We start from the raw sequence: 20348 nt of genomic DNA on the forward strand, positions 1-20348 counted from the left end.
GCGGCACTTTCCGAGACACAAAAAGAAGGCCGCTCACTGAGCGGCCTTCTTTTTTGGCTTCTGCAAAGGTCAGGTCGTTTTCGACCTGACCTTGCCTGACACCGGGCTTAGAACTTCTCGATCTTCGCCTTGCTTTCCAGCTGAGCACGGAACGCTGCGAAATCCTGCTGACCGGCACGCGATGCGAGGAAGCGGCGGTATTGCGCCTTTTCCGCGTCGGTCGGTGCGGCCGCCTGATTCACGCCGTTAAGACGCACGATCACAAAGCTGCCATCGGCTGCGGTCTGGCTGGTGTATTCCGGCTTGTCCTTGCCAGTTGGCTTAGGCATGCGGAACAGGGCCTGCAGGACAGCAGGATCAACACCTTCCTGACTGCGAGTGACCGCCTCCATGACTTTCCATTCACGACCTTCCTGCTTCGCCGCCAGCGGAATCTTGCCGTCACGCAGACCGGCCAGCAACGCCTCGCCCTTGGCCTTGGCCGCAGCACTTGCGTGCTCCTTGACCAACTGGGCACGAATGGCACTGGCGACGCTCTCAAGCGGCAACTGCTGTGGTTGCAGGTGCTCTTTGGCACGCACGACCACTACGGTTTCCGGGTCCAGCTCCAGCGTGTTGCTGTTGGAACCTTCTTCCAGGACTTCCGGGCTGAACGCCGCCTGGATGACCGCACGGTTAGCCGTCAGGCCTTCGCCGCCTTCACGACCGAATGGCGCAGTGGTCTGAACCTTGAGGCCCAGATCCTGAGCAGGCTGAGTCAGATCAGACGATTCGAACGCCGAATCTTCCAACTGCTTGGTCACTTCAACAAACTTCTGCTCGACCTGCTGCGACTTGAGCTCGTTAGTCAGCTTGTCCTTCAGGCTTGCGAATGTCGGCACCGAAGGGGCTTCCACGCCCAGGAGCTTGATCAGGTGCCAGCCGAAGTCGGTACGCACAGGTTGCGAAACCTGGTCCTTGTTCAAGCCATACAGCGCGTCTTCGAATGCGGGGTCGTAGACACCTTTGCCCGCGTAACCCAGATCACCACCCTTGCTCGACGAACCCGGGTCCTGCGAGAACTCCTTGGCCAGTGCGGCAAAGTCCTCACCCTTGGCCAGACGCTGTTGAATTTCTTCAATCTTCGCCTTGGCCTGCTCATCGCTGAGCTTGTCGTTCACTTCGATCAGGATGTGCGCAGCGCGACGCTGCTCGGCGAGGTTGGCGATCTCTTTCTGATAGGCCGCCTGCAGGTCTTCGTCCTTGACCTGCACCTTGTCGAAGAAGGCAGACTTCTTCAATTCAATGTAGTCGAGCACGACCTGCTCGGGACTCATGAACTCCTTGGCATGCTCGTCGTAGTGCGCCTTGACCTCGTCGTCGGTGACGTTGACCGCCGAAGGATCGGCCGGCAGGGTCAACGAGGCGAAATCGCGGGTCTGTTTTTCCAGACGAGCAAAGGCATCGACCTGAGCGTCGGTCACGAAGGCACTGCCTGCGACACCGGCACGAAGCTGACCGATGAGCATTTCCTGCCCCAGCATCTGGCGGAATTGCAGGCGGCTGTAGCCCAGCTGACGAATCACCTGATCGAAACGGTCTGCGCTGAATTTGCCGTCAACCTGAAATTCAGGTGTCTGCAAAAGCTGCTGATCCAGTGCCGCGTCGGAAAAGGAGAATTTGGAGTCGGCTGCACCCTGCAGCAGCAGTTTGCGGTCGATAAGCCCCTTGAGAGCCGACTCGCGCAGGAGCTTCTCGTCCAGCATTGCAGGATCGAAATCCTTGCCCAACTGTTGAGAAAGCTGCTGGGCAAGCTGACGGCGCTGCATGTCAACGGCTTGGCTCAGCTCGTTTTGAGAGATGTCCTCACCATTGACCTCGGCAGCGTTCTGCTTGTTGCTGGTAGCGGTAAACAACGCCTCGATGCCGGTGAAGGCCATCAACGCGATGATGATTCCGATGATTGTCTTGGCAATCCAGCCTTGTGAATTGTCCCTGATGTTCTGCAGCATTGCGTCCCCCAAAACGGTTGAACTGACTAACCAACCGCGGAGCGTGGGTAGAAAGCGGATAGAAGAAAGGCGCATCCGAGGATGCGCCTTCTCGTAACTGACGGAGCGGAAGGGCTCGAACCCTTCGGCGTTGCAACCGACTGCACCACCGCTCCGCTACTGGATCAGAACAACACCGACCCAGCGGACAAAGGCATCAAAGAGGCTTAGTTAACAGCTTCTTTCAGGGCTTTACCGGCTTTGAAACCTGGTTTTTTAGCAGCAGCGATTTCCAGCGTCTTGCCAGTCTGAGGATTACGACCGGTGCGCGCAGGACGATCTGTAACGGAGAACGTACCAAAGCCAACCAAAACAACCGAGTCGCCAGCCTTCAGAGCGCCAGTGACGGATTCGATCACTGCGTCCAGCGCACGGCCAGCAGCAGCTTTCGGGATATCAGCAGATGCAGCGATAGCATCAATCAGTTCCGACTTGTTCACTCTAAGTCCCCTTATCTCTATATTGAGTATGTTTCTAAGTTTTAGGTGTTAAGCAAAACGAGCGCTGGAAGGCCTGCCGGACTTGCTTCAAAGAGCCGCTTTATAACAAGGGCTCTAAAAAGCTGTCAAGGAAGCCTGCCAGACTTAATGCGTGCTAATTCTTTCCTTAGAGTCAGACTCGCGTTTTTCATCCTTTGCAACGAGATCAGGAGCCACATCCGGCAAGGGCTCCGGGGCGTATTGCAGCGCAATTTGCAGGACTTCGTCAATCCATTTAACGGGCTTTATCTGAAGATCCTGCTTGATATTGTCAGGAATTTCCTTCAAATCACGTACATTTTCTTCCGGAATGATCACGACCTTGATTCCACCGCGGTGCGCAGCCAGAAGTTTTTCCTTCAGACCACCGATGGCAAGGACCTGACCACGCAGGGTAATTTCACCCGTCATTGCCACGTCGGCACGCACCGGGATCTGGGTCAGTGCAGACACCAGCGCCGTGCACATGCCTACACCCGCGCTCGGGCCGTCCTTCGGCGTAGCGCCTTCAGGCATGTGAATGTGCGTGTCGTGCTTCTCATGGAAGTCCGCGGAAATCCCCAGGCTGCGTGCGCGACTGCGCACCACAGTCTGAGCCGCCGTAATGGATTCGACCATGACATCGCCCAGCGAACCGGTCTTGATCAACTGGCCTTTGCCGGGTACGACAGCGGCTTCGATGGTCAGCAGCTCGCCCCCGACCTGAGTCCAGGCAAGGCCCGTCACCTGACCGATCTGGTCCTGCTGCTCGGCCAGACCGTAGCGGAATTTACGCACGCCCAGGAAGTGCTCGAGCATGTCGGCAGTGACGTGAACGGCAAAGCGTTTTTCCAGTGCATGCTCTTTGACCGCCTTGCGGCAGACCTTGGCAATCTGGCGCTCCAGCCCGCGTACACCGGCTTCACGGGTGTAGTAACGGATGATGTCGCGGATCGCTTCCTCGTCGAATTCGATCTCGCCCTTCTTCAGACCATTGGCCTGAATCTGTTTCGGCGAAAGGTATTTGACCGCAATGTTGATCTTCTCGTCTTCGGTGTAGCCCGGCAAACGAATGACTTCCATCCGGTCCAGCAGCGCTGGCGGAATGTTCATCGAGTTCGAGGTGCACAGGAACATCACGTCCGACAGATCGTAATCGACTTCAAGGTAGTGGTCGTTGAAGTTGTGGTTCTGCTCGGGGTCAAGGACTTCAAGCAAAGCCGACGCCGGGTCACCGCGCATGTCGCTGCCCATCTTGTCGATCTCATCGAGCAGGAAGAGCGGGTTGCGTACGCCAACCTTCGTCATCTTTTGTATCAATCTTCCTGGCATCGAACCGATGTAAGTCCGGCGATGACCACGAATTTCAGCCTCGTCACGCACGCCACCCAGGGCCATACGCACGAACTTGCGATTGGTCGCGTTGGCAATCGACTCGGCAAGCGAGGTTTTACCCACACCCGGCGGGCCTACCAGGCACAACACAGGACCGCGAATCTTCTTCACGCGCTTCTGCACGGCGAGGTACTCAAGGATACGCTCCTTGACCTCGTCCAGACCGTAGTGATCGGCGTCCAGAATGGCTTCAGCACGGGCCAGGTCAAGACGCACCTTGCTCTGCGCCTTCCACGGCACTTGCACCAGCCAGTCGATGTAGGAGCGCACCACAGTGGCTTCAGCGGACATCGGTGACATCTGCTTGAGCTTGTTAAGCTCGGCAGTTGCCTTGGCCAGGGCATCCTTTGGCAGGCCTGCCGCGTCGATACGCTTTTTCAGCTCTTCGATTTCGTTATGGCCTTCATCACCATCGCCCAACTCTTTCTGAATGGCCTTCATCTGCTCATTCAGGTAGTACTCGCGCTGGCTGCGCTCCATTTGTTTCTTGACGCGTCCGCGGATGCGCTTCTCGACCTGCAACAGGTCGATTTCAGCGTCCAGCAGCGCCAGGACGTGCTCGACACGGGCCGACAGGTCGATAATCTCGAGGATGTCCTGCTTCTGCTCGATCTTGAGCGCCATGTGGGCTGCCATGGTGTCTACCAGGCGACCAGGCTCATCGATGCTGTTGAGCGACGACAGGACTTCTGCGGGGACTTTCTTGCCCAGTTGCACGTACTGCTCGAACTGAGCCAGCAGACTGCGGACAAATACTTCGGATTCGCGATCCGGTGCGTCGACTTCGTCGATCAGCGCAACTTCGGCGCGGTAATGACCGTCAACCTCGATGAAGCGCTCGACCGATCCACGTTGCTCGCCCTCGACCAGCACCTTGACGGTGCCATCCGGCAATTTGAGCAACTGCAATACGGTTGCAATAGTGCCGACGCTATAAAGAGCCTGCTCATCAGGATCATCGTCAGCAGGGTTTCTTTGCGCGAGCAACAGAATCTGTTTATCACCCGTCATCGCTGCCTCAAGGGCTTCGATAGACTTCTCGCGCCCCACGAACAGCGGGATAACCATGTGCGGATAAACCACGACATCACGCAATGGCAAAAGAGGCAATTCGATGGTGGTCTTCATGATTTCGCCTCTACAGCGGCCAGACGGCCGGGACAGATGGAATTAGCTTGAAGCCAAGATGGGGGTAGTGTTCAAAAAAAACAAGCCCCATGGGCTGCGGCCCTCTCAGGTTCGCTCTCTTCTACAGGACGAACGGGAGCGCTGGAAATGCAAAAGGGGACCCTGAAGGCCCCCTTTTGTGTCTCTTCACGTGTTACGACAGTGTCGTTACGCGTCAGGAGCAACCTTTGCAGGCGGCTCGCTGTTTTCGTAGATCAGCAGCGGCTTGGAAGAACCGTCGATCACGCTCTCGTCGATCACCACCTTGCTCACGTCGCTCTGCGACGGGATTTCGTACATGGTGTCGAGCAATACGCCTTCCAGGATCGAGCGCAGACCACGGGCACCGGTCTTGCGCTCCAGCGCACGACGGGCAACCGATTTCAACGCATCGGTGCGGAATTCGAGGTCCACACCTTCCATTTCGAACAGCTTGGCGTACTGCTTGGTCAGCGCGTTCTTCGGCTCGGTGAGAATCTGCATCAACGCAGCCTCGTCCAGCTCGTCCAGCGTTGCCAGAACCGGCAGACGGCCTACGAATTCAGGGATCAGACCGAACTTGACCAGATCGTCAGGCTCGACTTCACGCAGGGATTCGCCCACCTTCTTGCCCTCCTCCTTACTGCGGACTTCGGCGTTGAAACCGATGCCGCCGCGAGTGGAGCGGTTCTGAATAACCTTTTCGAGGCCCGAGAAGGCGCCACCGCAGATAAACAGAATGTTGCGCGTGTCCACCTGCAGGAATTCCTGCTGTGGATGCTTGCGGCCACCCTGAGGCGGAACCGAAGCCACCGTACCTTCGATCAGTTTCAGCAAGGCTTGCTGCACGCCTTCACCGGAAACGTCACGCGTGATCGAAGGGTTGTCGGATTTGCGCGAAATCTTGTCGATTTCATCGATGTAGACAATACCCATCTGGGCCTTCTCTACGTCGTAATCACATTTCTGCAACAGCTTCTGAATAATATTTTCTACGTCCTCACCCACATAACCGGCTTCGGTCAGGGTGGTGGCGTCGGCGATGGTGAACGGTACATTGAGCAGGCGGGCCAGTGTTTCGGCCAGCAGCGTCTTGCCGGAACCCGTAGGGCCGATCAGCAGGATGTTGCTCTTGCCCAGTTCCACATCGTCGTTTTTCTTGTCGCGCTGGTTCAAGCGCTTGTAGTGGTTATACACCGCTACTGCGAGAACCTTTTTGGCACGCTCCTGACCAATCACGTACTGATCAAGGATGCCGCTGATTTCTTTGGGCGAAGGCAATTTGTGCGCGCTGCTTTCGGCCTGTGCTTCCTGCACCTCCTCGCGGATGATGTCATTGCACAGGTCGACGCACTCGTCGCAGATAAAGACCGAGGGGCCGGCAATCAATTTGCGCACTTCATGCTGGCTTTTGCCACAGAAGGAGCAATAGAGCAGTTTGCCGTTGTCCTCGCCGTTGCGGGTGTCAGTCATTCGATCGATCCAAATCCGGTAGGCTTGCAACACAAGATGAAGGCTATTGCGGGCTTTTTCAAGTCCGCAGGCGGTCGGTAGCACCGACCCCCTACATTTTGAGGTGCTTAGGCAGGCATTTGACGCTTATTGATCACGGAGTCGATAAGGCCGTATTCAGCCGCACGCTCTGCGCTCATGAAGTTGTCACGCTCGGTGTCACGCTCGATGGTCTCGAGGCTCTGGCCGGTGTGATGCGCCAGCAACGAGTTCAGGCGGTGACGAATGTGCAGGATTTCCTTGGCATGAATGTCGATGTCCGACGCCTGCCCCTGGAAACCGCCCAATGGCTGGTGAATCATCATGCGCGAGTTCGGCAGGCAGTGACGCTTGCCCTCTGCACCGCCAGCCAGCAGGAACGCACCCATGCTGCACGCCTGACCGATACAGATGGTCGACACGTCAGGCTTGATGAACTGCATGGTGTCGTAAATCGACATGCCTGCAGTCACCGAACCGCCCGGTGAGTTGATGTAGAGATGGATATCCTTGTCCGGGTTTTCCGCTTCAAGGAAGAGCAGTTGCGCCGCGATAAGATTGGCCATGTAGTCCTCTACCGGACCAACCATAAAGATCACCCGCTCCTTGAGAAGGCGCGAATAGATGTCATAGGCGCGTTCGCCACGGGCGGACTGCTCGATAACCATCGGGACCAGGCCGCCAGCGGCCTGGATGTCAGAGTTCTGCTGAATATAAGAATTGCGGGACATGTCCTGCATTCACTCCCAAATAGTCGAGTCTTGAATACGCACAAGCCAGCGCGAAGGCTGGCTTGTGGGTGTTTTCGAACGAAAAGAGAAATCAGTCGGCTTTTGGAGATTCCACCGGCTTGACAGCTTCTTCGTAGGAGACCGATTTGTCGGTCACGCTAGCTTTCTGCAAAACAGTATCTACAACTTGCTCTTCAAGCACAACAGAACGTACTTCGTTCATTTGCTGCTCGTTCTTGTAGTACCAAGCCACAACCTGCTCTGGCTCCTGGTAGGCCGAGGCCATTTCCTGGATCAGATCACGAACGCGGGCATCGTCAGGCTTGAGGTCGAACTGCTTGACCACTTCAGCAACGATCAGGCCCAGCTCGACGCGGCGCTTGGCCTGCTCTTCGAACAGCTCGGCCGGCAGTTGGTCAGGCTTGATGTTGCCACCAAACTGCTGAACCGCTTGAACGCGCAGACGGTTGACTTCGTTTTCCAGCAGCGCTTTAGGCACTTCAATCGGGTTGGAGGCCAGCAGACCATCCATTACCTGATTCTTGACCTTGGATTTGATCGCCTGACGCAGCTCACGCTCCATGTTCTTGCGAACTTCGGCGCGGAAACCGTCGATGCCGGTTTCCTTGATACCGAACTGCTTGAAGAACTCTTCGTTCAGCTCAGGCAGCTTTGGCTCGGAAACGGTGTTGACGGTAACAGTGAACTCGGCAGCCTTGCCGGCCAGTTCCAGGTTCTGGTAATCCTCAGGGAAGGTCACGTTCAGAACGCGCTCTTCACCGGCCTTGGCGCCAACCAGACCGTCTTCGAAGCCAGGGATCATGCGGCCCGAACCCAGAACCAGCTGGGTACCAGTGGCGGAACCGCCAGCGAATGCTTCGCCGTCGACCTTGCCCACGAAATCGATGTTCAGTTGATCTTCGTTCTGAGCGGCACGATCGGTCTCTTCAAAACGAACGTTCTGCTTGCGCAGCACTTCCAGCATGTTGTCCAGATCGCTGTCGGCCACGTCGGCAGACAGACGCTCTACAGCGATGCTGTCGAAACCGGCAACGGTGAATTCCGGGAAGACTTCGAAAGTCGCCACGTATTCCAGATCCTTGCCTTTTTCGAAGGATTTAGGCTCTACAGCAGGTGCGCCAGCCGGGTTGAGCTTCTGCTCAACGACAGCTTCGTAGAAAGTAGCCTGAATCAGATCGCCCAGCGCTTCCTGACGCGCGCCGTCTTCGTAACGCTGGCGGATCACGCTCATAGGCACTTTGCCAGGGCGGAAGCCCGGGATCTTGGCTTTACGTGCGGTCTGCTGCAGACGCTTGTTGACTTCAGTCTCGATGCGTTCGGCAGGCACGCCAATGGTCATGCGGCGCTCAAGAGCGGAAGTATTTTCAACAGAAACTTGCATGGATATTCCTCGTTGCACAGACGTTAGCCGGCCGTTTCCGACCCCAGAATCAAGGGCATGCATTCTAGTGGGTCAAACTCAAGAAGTCACCCTACTGAAAAAGGGCGGTTTAAGAGGAGGGAATCGGTCCGCCGACTAGCACGAACCACAGAGGACTCACACTGCTGGCGATGCGTCTGGCACGGCCTCTATATAAGGAAGCCTGTGTACCGGACCACTACCGACTCCATCCGCGTAGCGCGCCTCACTCGACCGACGGCAGCAGACCTTCGGACCAGCGAAACGGTAAAACCAATACGCTGAAACAAAAAAAGCCGCACTAGGCGGCTTTTTATTGCAACCGGAGTATTTCCACTCAGGCTGCTTGTATCTTGGTGCGGACGGAGAGACTCGAACTCTCACACCTTTCGGCGCTGGAACCTAAATCCAGTGTGTCTACCAATTCCACCACATCCGCGCTACAAGCTTTTAAAGCAAAGGCGCCAGATTAGAAAACCTGGCGCCTTTCTTAATATGGGGTGGACGAAGGGGATCGAACCCTCGACAACAGGAGTCACAATCCTGTGCTCTACCAACTGAGCTACGCCCACCATATTGCGTGTGACCAGTACATCTTTACTTGCTGTGCCAAAGCTGCCTTGAATGGCGCACCCGGCAGGACTCGAACCTGCGACCATCCGCTTAGAAGGCGGATGCTCTATCCAGCTGAGCTACGGGCACTTATATAATCTGTATTCTTTTACGATCACAAATTAAAAGGCTTTCAATCACACCGAGCTGATTTGCAACTCTGCCTGACCTAATCAACCAGTGCTAGCTTAACCAGTGCTGGGCTCTGCCCGGCAAGTGCGACGAATCTTATAGACGCTCCCTGAGAGCGTCAACTCTTTTTTGAAAAAAATTCAGTTAGATAAAGGGGTTAGCGGAATATGCTGACCAAGCGTCTTTGCCCTCGCGCCATGTCATGCGAGAATGCGCGCTCATTTTATTTCCTCTCGATGGTTAATCACGCGTCATGACTGCAAAACTAATCGACGGCAAAGCGATCGCCGCCAGCCTGCGCCAGCAGATCGCCAAACGTGTCGCCGAACGTAGCCAGCAAGGCCTGCGTACGCCGGGCCTCGCGGTGATTCTGGTGGGCAGCGACCCCGCCTCCCAGGTGTATGTCTCCCACAAGCGCAAGGACTGCGAGGAAGTCGGCTTCATCTCCCAGGCCTATGACCTGCCCGCAGACACCACTCAGGTTGCGCTGACCGAACTGATCGATCGTCTCAACGAAGACGCTGCCGTCGACGGCATCCTGCTGCAACTGCCTCTGCCCGAGCACCTGGACGCTTCGCTGCTGCTGGAGCGCATCCGCCCCGACAAGGATGTGGATGGCTTCCATCCTTATAATGTCGGCCGTCTGGCTCAGCGTATTCCCCTGCTGCGTCCGTGCACGCCCAAAGGCATCATGACCCTGCTGGAAAGTACCGGTGTTGATCTGTACGGGATGGACGCAGTGGTAGTCGGTGCCTCCAACATCGTCGGTCGTCCGATGGCGATGGAGTTGTTGCTGGGTGGCTGCACCGTTACGGTGACACATCGTTTCACCAAGGATCTGGCCGGCCATGTAGGTCGCGCCGATCTGGTCGTGGTGGCCGCTGGCAAGCCCGGCCTTGTAAAGGGCGAGTGGATCAAGCCTGGCGCCATCGTGATCGATGTCGGCATCAACCGTCAGGCGGATGGCAAGCTGGTCGGCGACGTGGTCTATGAAACCGCCCTGCCCCGCGCTGGCTGGATCACTCCAGTCCCAGGCGGCGTCGGCCCCATGACCCGCGCCTGCCTGCTGGAAAACACCCTGTACGCAGCCGAGACGCTGCACGGCTGATACAGCGTTTCAGCAGCAAAAAAAAACGGCACCCTGGGGTGCCGTTTTTTTTTAACTTCCAAAACGCTTATTTCTTTGCGGCTTCCCAGCTTTTCAGCAGGTCGGAGTAGGCAATGGTTTCGCCCTTCGGTTTCTCGTTGGCCAGCTTGCGCTGGGGTGCGAGGAACTTGCCGCCGCTGTTCTCAGCCTTGGAATACCACTCTTCAGCCGAGGTTTCCGGGTTCATCTTCGGTGCACAGCCGCTGGCGTCCTGAACCTTGGAGCGCTCGATGCGCGTCATGATCGCATCCTGATCCTTGGCCAGTCCGTCCAGGGCAGCCTGAGCGGTCTTTTCGCCAGTCACGGCTTCAGCCACATGGCTCCACCACAACTGGGCCAGCTTCGGATAGTCAGGAACGTTGGTGCCGGTTGGCGACCACTGCACGCGGGCCGGGCTGCGATAGAACTCGACCAGACCACCCAGCTTGGGTGCCAGCGCAGTCATTTCCTTGGAGTTGATGTCCGACTCACGGATCGGCGTCAGGCCGACGATGGTTTTCTTCAGCGACACCGACTTGGACGTCACGAACTGCGCATAGAGCCAGGCGGCGTTACGCTTTTTCTCTTCGGTGGACTTGAGGAAGGTCCATGAACCCACGTCCTGATAGCCCAGCTTCATGCCCTCTTTCCAGTACGGACCTTTAGGCGAAGGCGCCATGCGCCATTTCGGCGTCCCATCGGCATTCATCACCGGCAGGCCGGGCTTGGTCATGTCGGCGGTGAATGCGGTGTACCAGAAAATCTGCTGCGCAACCTCACCCTGCGACGGGACAGGCCCCGACTCGGAGAAGGTCATGCCGGCCGCTTGAGGCGGTGCGTAGGCTTTCAGCCAGTCGATATATTTCTGAGTGGCGAAGACGGCCGCAGGACCGTTGGTGTCGCCACCACGGGTGATACTGGAACCGACCGGATGGCAGTCCTCAACGCGAATACCCCACTCATCCACAGGCAGGCCGTTCGGCAGGCCCTTGTCACCGCTGCCGGCCATGGAGAACCAGGCATCGGTGAAGCGCCAGCCCAGCGATGGATCTTTCTTGCCGTAATCCATGTGGCCATAGACTTTCTTGCCGTCGATTGTTTTTACGTCTTCGCTGAAGAATTTGGCGATGTCTTCATAGGCCGACCAGTTCACCGGGACGCCCAGCTCATAGCCATACTTCTCCTTGAATTGTTTTTTCAGGTCCTCGCGATCGAACCAGTCTGCGCGGAACCAGTACAGGTTGGCAAACTGCTGGTCGGGCAGCTGATACAGCTTGCCGTCTGGCGCCGTGGTGAAGGAAGTTCCGATGAAATCCTTCAGGTCCAGTGTAGGAGAAGTGACTTTCGCACCCTCGGGACTGGCCATCAGGTCGGTCAGCGACATCGCTTTACCGTAGCGGAAGTGCGTACCGATCAGGTCCGAGTCGTTGACCCATCCGTCATAGATGCTTTTGTCGGACTGCATGGCGGTCTGCAGCTTCTCGATAACGTCGCCTTCCTGAAGCAGGTCGTGAGTGACCTTGATCCCGGTGATCTCGGTAAACGCCTTGGCCAGGGTCTTGGACTCGTATTCGTGGGTGGTCAGGGTTTCCGACACCACCTTGATGTCCATGCCACGGAACGGCTCGGCAGCCTTGATGAACCACTCAAGCTCTTTCAACTGCTCGGCATCGGAAAGCGTGGTCGGCTTGAACTCGCTGGCCGCCCACTTCTTTGCCGCATCCTCGTACTGATCCGCCCAGGCTGAAACGCTCAACCCGCTGAGCATGATCATGGTCGCCAACGTCACGCTATGTTGCAGCTTGTTTTTCTTATTGAACATAGACACCTCAAGAGTTGCTTCTTATGTAGTCCCGCTTTTCGAATACCGCCAGCCTTCGAGCGGGCAATGACGCCCGTCCGCCTGCTAACCCCAACGCATCACCACCAACAGCCACACCAGGGAGGCCCCCGAAGCGACCCAGATACTCCAGTCGGTCGCGCCGATCACCATCAGATGCAGATAAGCACTGCCCAAAAGCCCGATGAACAACCGGTCGCCACGTGTGGTGGCAATCGGCAGAAACCCGCGACGCTCGATACTGGCCGAGCGCAGCTCCCATACTGTCATTCCCACCAGCAGCAAGGCGATACTGCCGAAGAAGGCTGCGGTGGGCAGTGTCCAGGACATCCACTCCATTTTTCGTCTCCTCAGACACGGCCAAGGGCAAAGCCCTTGACCACGTGATTGCGAACAAACCAGATCACCAGCATGCCCGGCAGGATGGTCAGCACACCGGCCGCAGCCAGCACACCCCAATCGATACCGGACGCCGAAACCGTACGCGTCATGACCGCGGCAATCGGCTTGGCGTTGACCGAGGTCAGCGTGCGCGCCAGCAGCAGTTCGACCCAGGAAAACATGAAGCAGAAGAACGCCGTGACACCAATCCCCGAGCCAATCAGCGGGATGAAAATCTTGCCGAAGAACTTGGGAAAGCTGTAACCGTCGATGTAGGCGGTTTCATCGATCTCCTTCGGAACACCCGACATGAAACCTTCCAGAATCCATACCGCCAGCGGCACGTTGAACAGGCAATGCGCCAATGCCACAGCGATGTGCGTGTCGAATAGACCAATCGATGAATACAGCTGGAAAAACGGCAGCAGAAACACCGCCGGCGGCGCCATGCGGTTGGTCAGCAGCCAGAAGAACAGGTGCTTGTCGCCGAGGAAACGATAGCGTGAAAACGCATAGGCCGCCGGCAATGCGACGCTCAGCGATATCACGGTATTCAGGCACACGTAGTACAGCGAGTTGATGTAGCCGCTGTACCAGCTCTCGTCGGTGAAAATCACCTTGTAGTTGGCCAGGGTGAAGTCCTGCGGCCACAGGGTCAGGCCGCCAAGGATCTCGGTATTGGTCTTGAACGACATGTTGATCAGCCAGTAGATCGGCACGAGCAGAAACAGCAGGTAAATCAACATTGGTATGGCTTTGCGCAGACTCATGACCAGGCCCTCAATTCTTTTCGCTGTGGGTCATGGCGGTGTAGAACACCCATGACACCAGCAGAATGATCAGGAAATACACCAGCGAGAAAGCCGCCGCCGGACCCAGGTCGAATTGCCCGAGCGCCATGGTCGTCAGGGTCTGGCTGAGGAAGGTGGTGGAGTTACCCGGCCCGCCACCGGTTAGCACGAACGGTTCGGTATAGATCATGAAGCTGTCCATGAAACGCAGCATCACGGCGATCAGCAGTACGCTTTTCATCTTTGGCAATTGAATATGCCGGAAGATTGCCCAACTCGACGCCCGGTCGATCCGCGCTGCCTGATAGTAGACGTCCGGAATGGCCCGAAGCCCCGAGTAGCTCAGCAACGCCACCAGTGAAGTCCAGTGCCAGACATCAATGATCAGCACAGTGACCCAGGCATCCGACGCATTGGCCGCATAGTTGTAATTGATATGCAAAATATTGTTGAGCGTATAGCCCAGCAGACCGATGTCACCGCGGCCGAAGATCTGCCAGATGGTGCCGACCACGTTCCAGGGAATCAGCAGCGGGATGGTCATCAGGATCAGGCAGACCGTGGACCAGCGCCCTTTGGTAGGCATGCACAGCGCAACCGCGATGCCCAGCGGGATCTCGATCAGCAGCACACTGCCCGAATAGATGAACTGCCGCAGCAGCGAGTCGTGCAGACGCGGGTCCTGCAGGACCTGCCTGAACCAGTCGGTGCCGACAAAGTAACGGCTGGACTGGTCGAAGATGTCCTGCACCGAATAGTTGACCACGGTCATCATCGGAATGATGGCGCTGAAGGCCACCAGCAGGAACACCGGCAGCACCAGCCACCAGGCCTTGTTGTTCTGGACCTTGTTATTCATGGCAGGTCTCGCTCTGGAGTGGACTCAAGCAGGAAGTCATCGGCATACACCATCAGCCACTGCGCCGGAAAGCTGATCCACGCCTGGCCTTGGGGCACCGGTTTGTCTTCAGGCATGCGCACCTTGAGCTTCTGCCCGGCCAGCGACAGGGTCAGAATCTTGTAAGTGCCCAGATCCTCGACGTAGACCACCTCGGCGCACATCGCTTCCTCGTAGGGACCGTCCCAGACATGAACGAACTCGGGACGAATGCCGATTTTCAGGCTGGTGAACGAGGTCCGTGCAATCAGTTGTTGCAACAGGCCGGACAGCGGCACGTGAACGTCGCCAAAACCGACCCCGTCACCCTGCGGCTGCACATCAATGAGATTCATGCCGGGACTGCCGATGAAATACCCGACAAACGTGTGCCGGGGCTTCTCGAACAGTTCACGAGGGGTGCCGAACTGGACGATCTGGCCGCCGTACATCACCGCGATCTTGTCGGCGAAGGTCGAGGCTTCCAACTGATCATGGGTCACGTAGACCATGGTGATGTTGAATTGCTCATGAATCTGCTTGAGCTTGCGGCGCAGCTTCCACTTCAGGTGCGGGTCGATAACCGTCAGCGGCTCGTCGAACAGAATGGCTGAAACATCATCACGCACCAGCCCGCGCCCCATGGACACTTTCTGCTTTTCATCTGCCGTCAGGTTGCGGGCCTTCTTTTTCAGCAATGGCTGCAGGTCCAGCACATCGGCGATTTCAGTGACCTTGGCGAGAATCCGCGCCTTGTCCATACCCTGATTGCGCAGGGGAAAGGCCAGGTTATCGAACACGGTCATGGTGTCGTAGATCACCGGAAACTGGAAAACCTGAGCAATGTTGCGGTGCTCGGGCGGCAGCTCGTTGACCACTTTGGAGTCGAACAGCACCTGCCCCTGCGACGGGCTCAGCAGGCCGGAAATAATGTTGAGCAGGGTCGACTTGCCGCACCCTGAAGGCCCGAGCAGCGCATACGCTCCGCCCTGCTCCCAGATATGGCTCATCTCGCGAATCGCGTAGTCGTCAGGCCCGGGGTTGGCACTGTAACTGTGCGCCAGGTTCTGCAATCGGATCTCGGCCATCAGGCAACCCTCGACATGCGCAGGCCCGGCGCCTGGATAAGGCCGCCCTGCTGATCGAACACGAAAAGTTTGTGGGTCGGGATGTACACCCGGATCGGCGCATCCACATCGTAGGCGTGTACGCCCGGCAGATGCAGCACCAGCGAAAACAGCTCGTTGCGCACGTGCAGGAAGGTTTCCGAGCCGCTGATTTCGGCCAGTTCCACCGTCACGGCCAGCTCGAGGTCATCGTCGTTGGACGGCACCAGACTAAGATGGCTGGGCCGCACGCCAAAGCGGTACTCGCCATCACCGATGGCACGCAGATCGACGTTGAGCGGGAAATGCACGAAGTTGGCGAAGCTCACTTCATTGCCTTCGATACGGCCGGGCATCAGGTTGATGGGCGGTTCCGAGAACAGCTCGGCAGCCAGAACGGTGGCTGGCTTGTGATAGACCTCAGGCGTCTTGCCGCTCTGCACCACCCGGCCTTCATGCAGGATGGTGGTCGTACCGCCCAGCGCCAGTGCTTCGTTGGGTTCAGTGGTGGCGTAGATCGCGATGGTATGGCGAGCGGCAAACAGCTCACGCATCTCCTGACGCAGTTCTTCGCGCAGCTTGTAATCCAGGTTGACCAGCGGTTCGTCGAACAGGATCAGTTCAGCATCCTTGACCAGCGCCCGGGCCATCGCGGTGCGCTGCTGCTGGCCGCCGGACAGTTCAAGGGGATGGCGCTGCAGAAATTTCTCGATGCGCAGCATTTTTGCGGTTTCGTGGACGCGACTGTGGATAACGTCCCTGGACATGCCCGCCTGACGAAGCGGCGAGGCGATGTTTTCGAATACCGTCATGCTCGGGTAATTGATGAACTGTTGGTAAACCATCGAGACGTTGCGCAGGCGAACCGGACGATGGGTGACATCGACCCCGTTCATCAGCACTCGCCCGCTGTCTGGTTTGTCCAACCCGGCCATCAGGCGCATCAGGCTGGTTTTTCCTGACAGGGTTCGCCCCAGCAGAACGTTGAAGGATCCTGGCTCAAAGCTCAGGGACGCGTCGTCGATCCATAGTTGGCCATCGACTGCGCGACTGACGTGCTCCAGCGTGAGAGACATGGCGTGCCCTTTGTTGTTTTTTTAAGGGTAATGCGTGACTGGTGTGCAGATAGCGACATTCGTGCCAGTTCTGCCAACCCCCCGCCAAGGCCCGTTCCAGAGCATTCGCCCGGTTTCATTGAGCGGAAGCCGATTCAGAGCTGAACAAAAATGAACAGTAAACACTGAGCAACTGAACAAAATGAACGTTGACTTTGAACACATCTGAACGACACTGGAAGGACGTTGCACGCCAGGATGGACACGCGACGAAACCTGAAAATAAAAACAACACGTCATCCTTGCAGGTTTTGCCATGGCTCAATCCAGCACCTCGCTTGCTCACGACATCATCATTCGCGATTCATGGACACGTTGCCGGGACTTCGGTCTCAGCCATCAGACGCGTCCCTCGTTCGGCCAGTTACCCGGTTCGGAAGTCTCACAGCTGCTCGAGCGTCACAACGCGCTGGTGCAGACGACCCATCAGGAAGTCCTGCCGGTCTACGAAAACATCCTGAGTAACTCCAATTGCCTGATCCTGCTGGCCGACCCTCAGGGCCAGCTGTTGAGGTCATGGGGCACTCAGCGGTTCGGCGATTCATCGCATCAGGGATTTCTGGCGGGCGCCAGCTGGAGCGAGCGAGGCACCGGCACCAACGCCATCGGCACCGCGCTGGCCTGCGAACAGGCTATCCATATCGAGCCTGACGAGCATTTCCTCAAGGCCAACCGCTTCATGACCGGCTCGGCCTCGCCGATCTTCGACGCCGACCGTCGCATCATTGCGGTGCTGGATGTTTCAAGTGACAGCTTCCTGCCGCCCTCCCACACTCTGGGCATGGTCAAGATGATGAGCCAGTCGGTGGAAAACCGGCTGATCCTCGACCAGTTTCGCGACACCCATCTCCAGCTGATCTTCAACACCGGCCTGAACAACCTCGACAGCCAGTGGGCCGGATTGTTGATTTTCGACGAGAGCGGCCAGATTCTCTGCGCCAATCGCCGAGCCGACACGCTGCTGGGAGTCAGGCTCGCCGGCGTCAGCATCGAGACACTGTTCAAATGCCCGATCCTGCAACTGCTCAGCGAGCCCGAAGCCCGGCCTTTTGCGCTGCAGGCGTTCGGTAACAACCGCTTTCAGTGCCTGATCAAGCGCCCAAGGCGCAAGCCGCTGCAACTGTATGCAGTGACCACAGCAACGCCTGCCCCGATCCCGACACGGAGCCTGGATCTGCAGGCCATCAGCCTGGGCGATGCCCGCGTCGAGAAGGCTGTGAGCCAGGCGCAGCGCCTGTTGGAAAAAGACATTCCGCTGTTGATCCATGGAGAGACCGGGGTCGGCAAGGAAGTGTTCGTCAAGGCACTGCATCAGGCCAGCTCGCGCGCCAGTCAACCGCTGATCGCGGTCAACTGCGCGGCAATTCCGGCTGATCTGGTGGAGGCAGAACTGTTCGGCTATGCCAGGGGCGCGTTCACCGGCGCCAGCCATAAAGGCAGCATCGGGCTGATTCGCAAGGCCGACAAGGGCACGCTGTTTCTGGACGAGATCGGTGACATGCCGATGTCGGTGCAGGCGCGTCTTCTGCGGGTCCTTCAGGAACGCTGCGTTCAGCCTCTGGGCGGCGGCGAGTTGTACCCGGTGGATATCCGCCTGGTATCCGCCACCAACCGTACACTGCGCGATCAAGTGCAGGCCGGGCATTTCCGTCAGGACCTTTATTACAGAATCAGCGGCCTGAACATCGAGCTGCCGCCACTGCGCGAACGAACCGACAAGCACGCACTGGTGCAGCGCATCTGGGAACGGCATCGGGACCCGCACCAGCGGGCCGGTTTTTCACGTGAAGTGCTTGAGCTGTTCGAGCATCACCCATGGCCGGGCAATATCCGCCAGCTCAACAGCGTGATTCAGGTGGCGCTGGCGTTGGCCGACGATCAGCCGATCGGCACAGAACACTTGCCGGAGGATTTCTTTCTGGACGCAGGATCGGGTGAGCGGTGCGATGACATACAGACAGCAGAGGTTACGCAGGAACGTCTGCAAAACACCGATGACCTGAACGACCTGCTTCAGGCGGCCGGAGGGAATATCTCGCAACTGGCGAAGCGACTCGGAGTGAGTCGCAACACCTTGTACAAGCGGTTGCGGGAACAGCAAGGCGGTGAAACCTGATCGGCGTCCGATCACGCTCAGCGTTGTACACCATTCTTGCTGCAACCAAAGGACTGTGCGAGGCGGCTTGCCGGCGATGCTTTTTCTGAAGCGACACACCAGTGACTGAACAGACGCCATCGCTGGCAAGCCGTCTCCCACGGGGTATGCATTGCATCGGCAAGCCCCTGAGGGATAACGTCAGTCCGCAAGACGCCAGGTCGTCCCACCCTTGCCGTCTTCCAGCACCACGCCCATACCGGTGATCTGGTCACGGATGCGGTCGGATTCGGCCCAGTCCTTTGCAGCACGCGCCGCCAGACGCGCTTGAATCAGCGCTTCCACTTCAGCAGCATCGACACGGCCTTCTGCACCGGCGCGCAGAAAGTCATCAGCCTCCAGCTGCAACACACCCAGCACGCTGGCCAGTTGCTTGAGTCGCGCCGCAAGGCCCGCTGCCGCAGCAGGATTAGTCTCACGCAGACGGTTGATCTCGCGCACCATTTCGAACAGCACGGCACAGGCTTCAGGCGTACCGAAATCATCGTTCATCGCCGCAGAGAAACGCTCGACGAACGCTTCGCCACCGTCAGGCTCGGCAACCGGCAAGCCCTTGAGCGCGTGATAGAAACGCTCCAGCGCTGCCTTGGACTCGCGCAGACTGTCTTCGGAATAGTTGATCGCACTGCGGTAATGGCTCGATACCAGCAGGTAACGCACCACTTCGGGGTGGTATTTCTCCAGCACGTCACGAATGGTGAAGAAGTTGTTCAAGGACTTGGACATCTTCTCGCCATTGATACGGATCATGCCGCAATGCAACCACGCATTGGCGTATGTCTTGCCGGTCGCCGCTTCGCTCTGGGCGATCTCGTTTTCATGGTGCGGAAACTCGAGGTCGCTGCCGCCACCATGGATATCAAAGGTGTCACCCAGGCAGCAGGTCGACATCACCGAGCACTCGATGTGCCAGCCCGGACGACCCGGCCCCCAGGGCGAATCCCAGCTCGGCTCGCCCGGTTTGACGCCTTTCCAGAGCACGAAATCCAGAGGATCGTCCTTGGACTCGTCCACTTCGATTCGTGCCCCGATGCGCAGGTCTTCGATTTTCTTGCGCGACAGCTTGCCGTAGCCGACGAACTTGCCGACGCGGTAGTACACGTCGCCATTGCCCGGCGCGTAGGCGTAGCCCTTGTCGATCAGGGTCTGGATCATGGCGTGCATGCCGGCGATATGATCGGTGGCACGCGGTTCCATGTCCGGCTTGAGGATGTTGAGGCGAGCCTCGTCCTCATGCATGGCGTCAATCATGCGCGCCGTCAGCGCGTCGAAGGACTCGCCGTTGTCACGCGCACGGTTGATGATCTTGTCGTCAATGTCGGTGATGTTGCGCACATAGGTCAGCTCATACCCGCTGAACCGCAACCAGCGCGTCACCAGATCGAACGCGACCATGCTGCGGCCGTGACCCAGATGGCAGTAGTCGTACACGGTCATCCCGCAGACGTACATGCGCACCTTGTTGCCATCCAGCGGCTTGAAAACTTCTTTGCTCTTGGTGAGCGTGTTGTAGATGGAAAGCACTTTCCTACCCCCGTGGTA

Annotated in this window: 16 protein-coding genes and 3 tRNA genes; 3 read left to right on the forward strand and 16 right to left on the reverse strand. The window is 57.7% G+C overall.

Annotated elements, in window-relative coordinates; genetic code table 11:
* Positions 1 to 107: 107 nt before the first annotated feature.
* On the reverse strand, positions 108 to 1991 hold the full coding sequence (locus KDX39_RS04100) for a SurA N-terminal domain-containing protein (RefSeq protein WP_231659488.1): 1884 nt from the start codon (positions 1989 to 1991) through the stop codon (positions 108 to 110).
* An 81-nt stretch (positions 1992 to 2072) separates the two neighbouring features.
* On the opposite strand from KDX39_RS04100, the gene KDX39_RS26340 reads away from it, so the two are divergent.
* Entirely contained in the window at positions 2073 to 2201 is a 129-nt protein-coding gene (locus KDX39_RS26340; protein WP_257109614.1) for a hypothetical protein, read from the forward strand.
* Here KDX39_RS26340 and KDX39_RS04105 read toward each other — a convergent pair.
* From KDX39_RS04105 to KDX39_RS04140, 8 genes are all read right to left on the reverse strand, one after another.
* On the reverse strand, positions 2198 to 2470 hold the full coding sequence (locus tag KDX39_RS04105; protein ID WP_004883906.1) for an HU family DNA-binding protein: 273 nt from the start codon (positions 2468 to 2470) through the stop codon (positions 2198 to 2200). The two genes, KDX39_RS26340 and KDX39_RS04105, sit on opposite strands and share 4 nt — an antisense overlap.
* A gap of 144 nt (positions 2471 to 2614) precedes the next feature.
* Complete coding sequence (lon, locus tag KDX39_RS04110) at positions 2615 to 5011, reverse strand: endopeptidase La (protein WP_231659489.1); 2397 nt, start codon at positions 5009 to 5011, stop codon at positions 2615 to 2617.
* Positions 5012 to 5218: 207 nt separating this feature from the next.
* Positions 5219 to 6502, reverse strand: a complete 1284-nt coding sequence (clpX, locus tag KDX39_RS04115; protein WP_024687896.1) for an ATP-dependent Clp protease ATP-binding subunit ClpX — start codon at positions 6500 to 6502, stop codon at positions 5219 to 5221.
* Positions 6503 to 6609: 107 nt separating this feature from the next.
* Entirely contained in the window at positions 6610 to 7251 is a 642-nt protein-coding gene (clpP, locus tag KDX39_RS04120) for an ATP-dependent Clp endopeptidase proteolytic subunit ClpP (RefSeq protein ID WP_002552734.1), read from the reverse strand.
* Between the two features lie 91 nt (positions 7252 to 7342).
* Complete coding sequence (gene tig / locus KDX39_RS04125) at positions 7343 to 8653, reverse strand: trigger factor (protein WP_231659490.1); 1311 nt, start codon at positions 8651 to 8653, stop codon at positions 7343 to 7345.
* A gap of 372 nt (positions 8654 to 9025) precedes the next feature.
* Positions 9026 to 9110, reverse strand: a tRNA-Leu gene (locus KDX39_RS04130).
* A gap of 57 nt (positions 9111 to 9167) precedes the next feature.
* Positions 9168 to 9243: transfer RNA gene (locus KDX39_RS04135), tRNA-His, on the reverse strand.
* A gap of 53 nt (positions 9244 to 9296) precedes the next feature.
* Positions 9297 to 9373, reverse strand: a tRNA-Arg gene (locus KDX39_RS04140).
* A 295-nt stretch (positions 9374 to 9668) separates the two neighbouring features.
* On the opposite strand from KDX39_RS04140, the gene folD reads away from it, so the two are divergent.
* A complete protein-coding gene (gene folD, locus KDX39_RS04145; protein WP_099228156.1) occupies positions 9669 to 10523 on the forward strand; it encodes a bifunctional methylenetetrahydrofolate dehydrogenase/methenyltetrahydrofolate cyclohydrolase FolD in 855 nt (284 codons plus the stop codon).
* A gap of 67 nt (positions 10524 to 10590) precedes the next feature.
* On the opposite strand, the gene KDX39_RS04150 is transcribed toward folD, so the two are convergent.
* From KDX39_RS04150 to KDX39_RS04175, 6 genes are all read right to left on the reverse strand, one after another.
* On the reverse strand, positions 10591 to 12363 hold the full coding sequence (locus KDX39_RS04150) for an ABC transporter substrate-binding protein (RefSeq protein WP_099228154.1): 1773 nt from the start codon (positions 12361 to 12363) through the stop codon (positions 10591 to 10593).
* A gap of 84 nt (positions 12364 to 12447) precedes the next feature.
* On the reverse strand, positions 12448 to 12720 hold the full coding sequence (locus tag KDX39_RS04155) for a DUF2160 domain-containing protein (RefSeq protein WP_004883898.1): 273 nt from the start codon (positions 12718 to 12720) through the stop codon (positions 12448 to 12450).
* An 11-nt stretch (positions 12721 to 12731) separates the two neighbouring features.
* Complete coding sequence (locus KDX39_RS04160; RefSeq protein ID WP_099228152.1) at positions 12732 to 13532, reverse strand: carbohydrate ABC transporter permease; 801 nt, start codon at positions 13530 to 13532, stop codon at positions 12732 to 12734.
* Between the two features lie 10 nt (positions 13533 to 13542).
* Positions 13543 to 14412 carry a carbohydrate ABC transporter permease gene (locus tag KDX39_RS04165; protein WP_025996880.1) on the reverse strand — a complete coding sequence of 290 codons (870 nt, stop codon included), beginning with the start codon at positions 14410 to 14412 and terminating at the stop codon, positions 13543 to 13545.
* Complete coding sequence (locus KDX39_RS04170) at positions 14409 to 15518, reverse strand: ABC transporter ATP-binding protein (protein ID WP_184319351.1); 1110 nt, start codon at positions 15516 to 15518, stop codon at positions 14409 to 14411. Before KDX39_RS04170 ends, KDX39_RS04165 begins: the two co-directional genes overlap by 4 nt.
* On the reverse strand, positions 15518 to 16612 hold the full coding sequence (locus KDX39_RS04175) for an ABC transporter ATP-binding protein (RefSeq protein ID WP_231659491.1): 1095 nt from the start codon (positions 16610 to 16612) through the stop codon (positions 15518 to 15520). Before KDX39_RS04175 ends, KDX39_RS04170 begins: the two co-directional genes overlap by 1 nt.
* A gap of 295 nt (positions 16613 to 16907) precedes the next feature.
* Here KDX39_RS04175 and KDX39_RS04180 point away from each other — a divergent pair, with 295 nt between their 5' ends.
* A complete protein-coding gene (locus KDX39_RS04180; protein ID WP_231659492.1) occupies positions 16908 to 18767 on the forward strand; it encodes a sigma-54-dependent Fis family transcriptional regulator in 1860 nt (619 codons plus the stop codon).
* 180 nt (positions 18768 to 18947) lie between these two features.
* Here KDX39_RS04180 and cysS read toward each other — a convergent pair whose 3' ends face one another.
* A complete protein-coding gene (gene cysS / locus KDX39_RS04185) occupies positions 18948 to 20330 on the reverse strand; it encodes a cysteine--tRNA ligase (protein ID WP_231659493.1) in 1383 nt (460 codons plus the stop codon).
* Positions 20331 to 20348 lie beyond the last annotated feature (18 nt).

The sequence above is a fragment of the Pseudomonas sp. CDFA 610 genome, assembly GCF_021147865.1.
GTDB lineage: Bacteria > Pseudomonadota > Gammaproteobacteria > Pseudomonadales > Pseudomonadaceae > Aquipseudomonas > Aquipseudomonas alliivorans.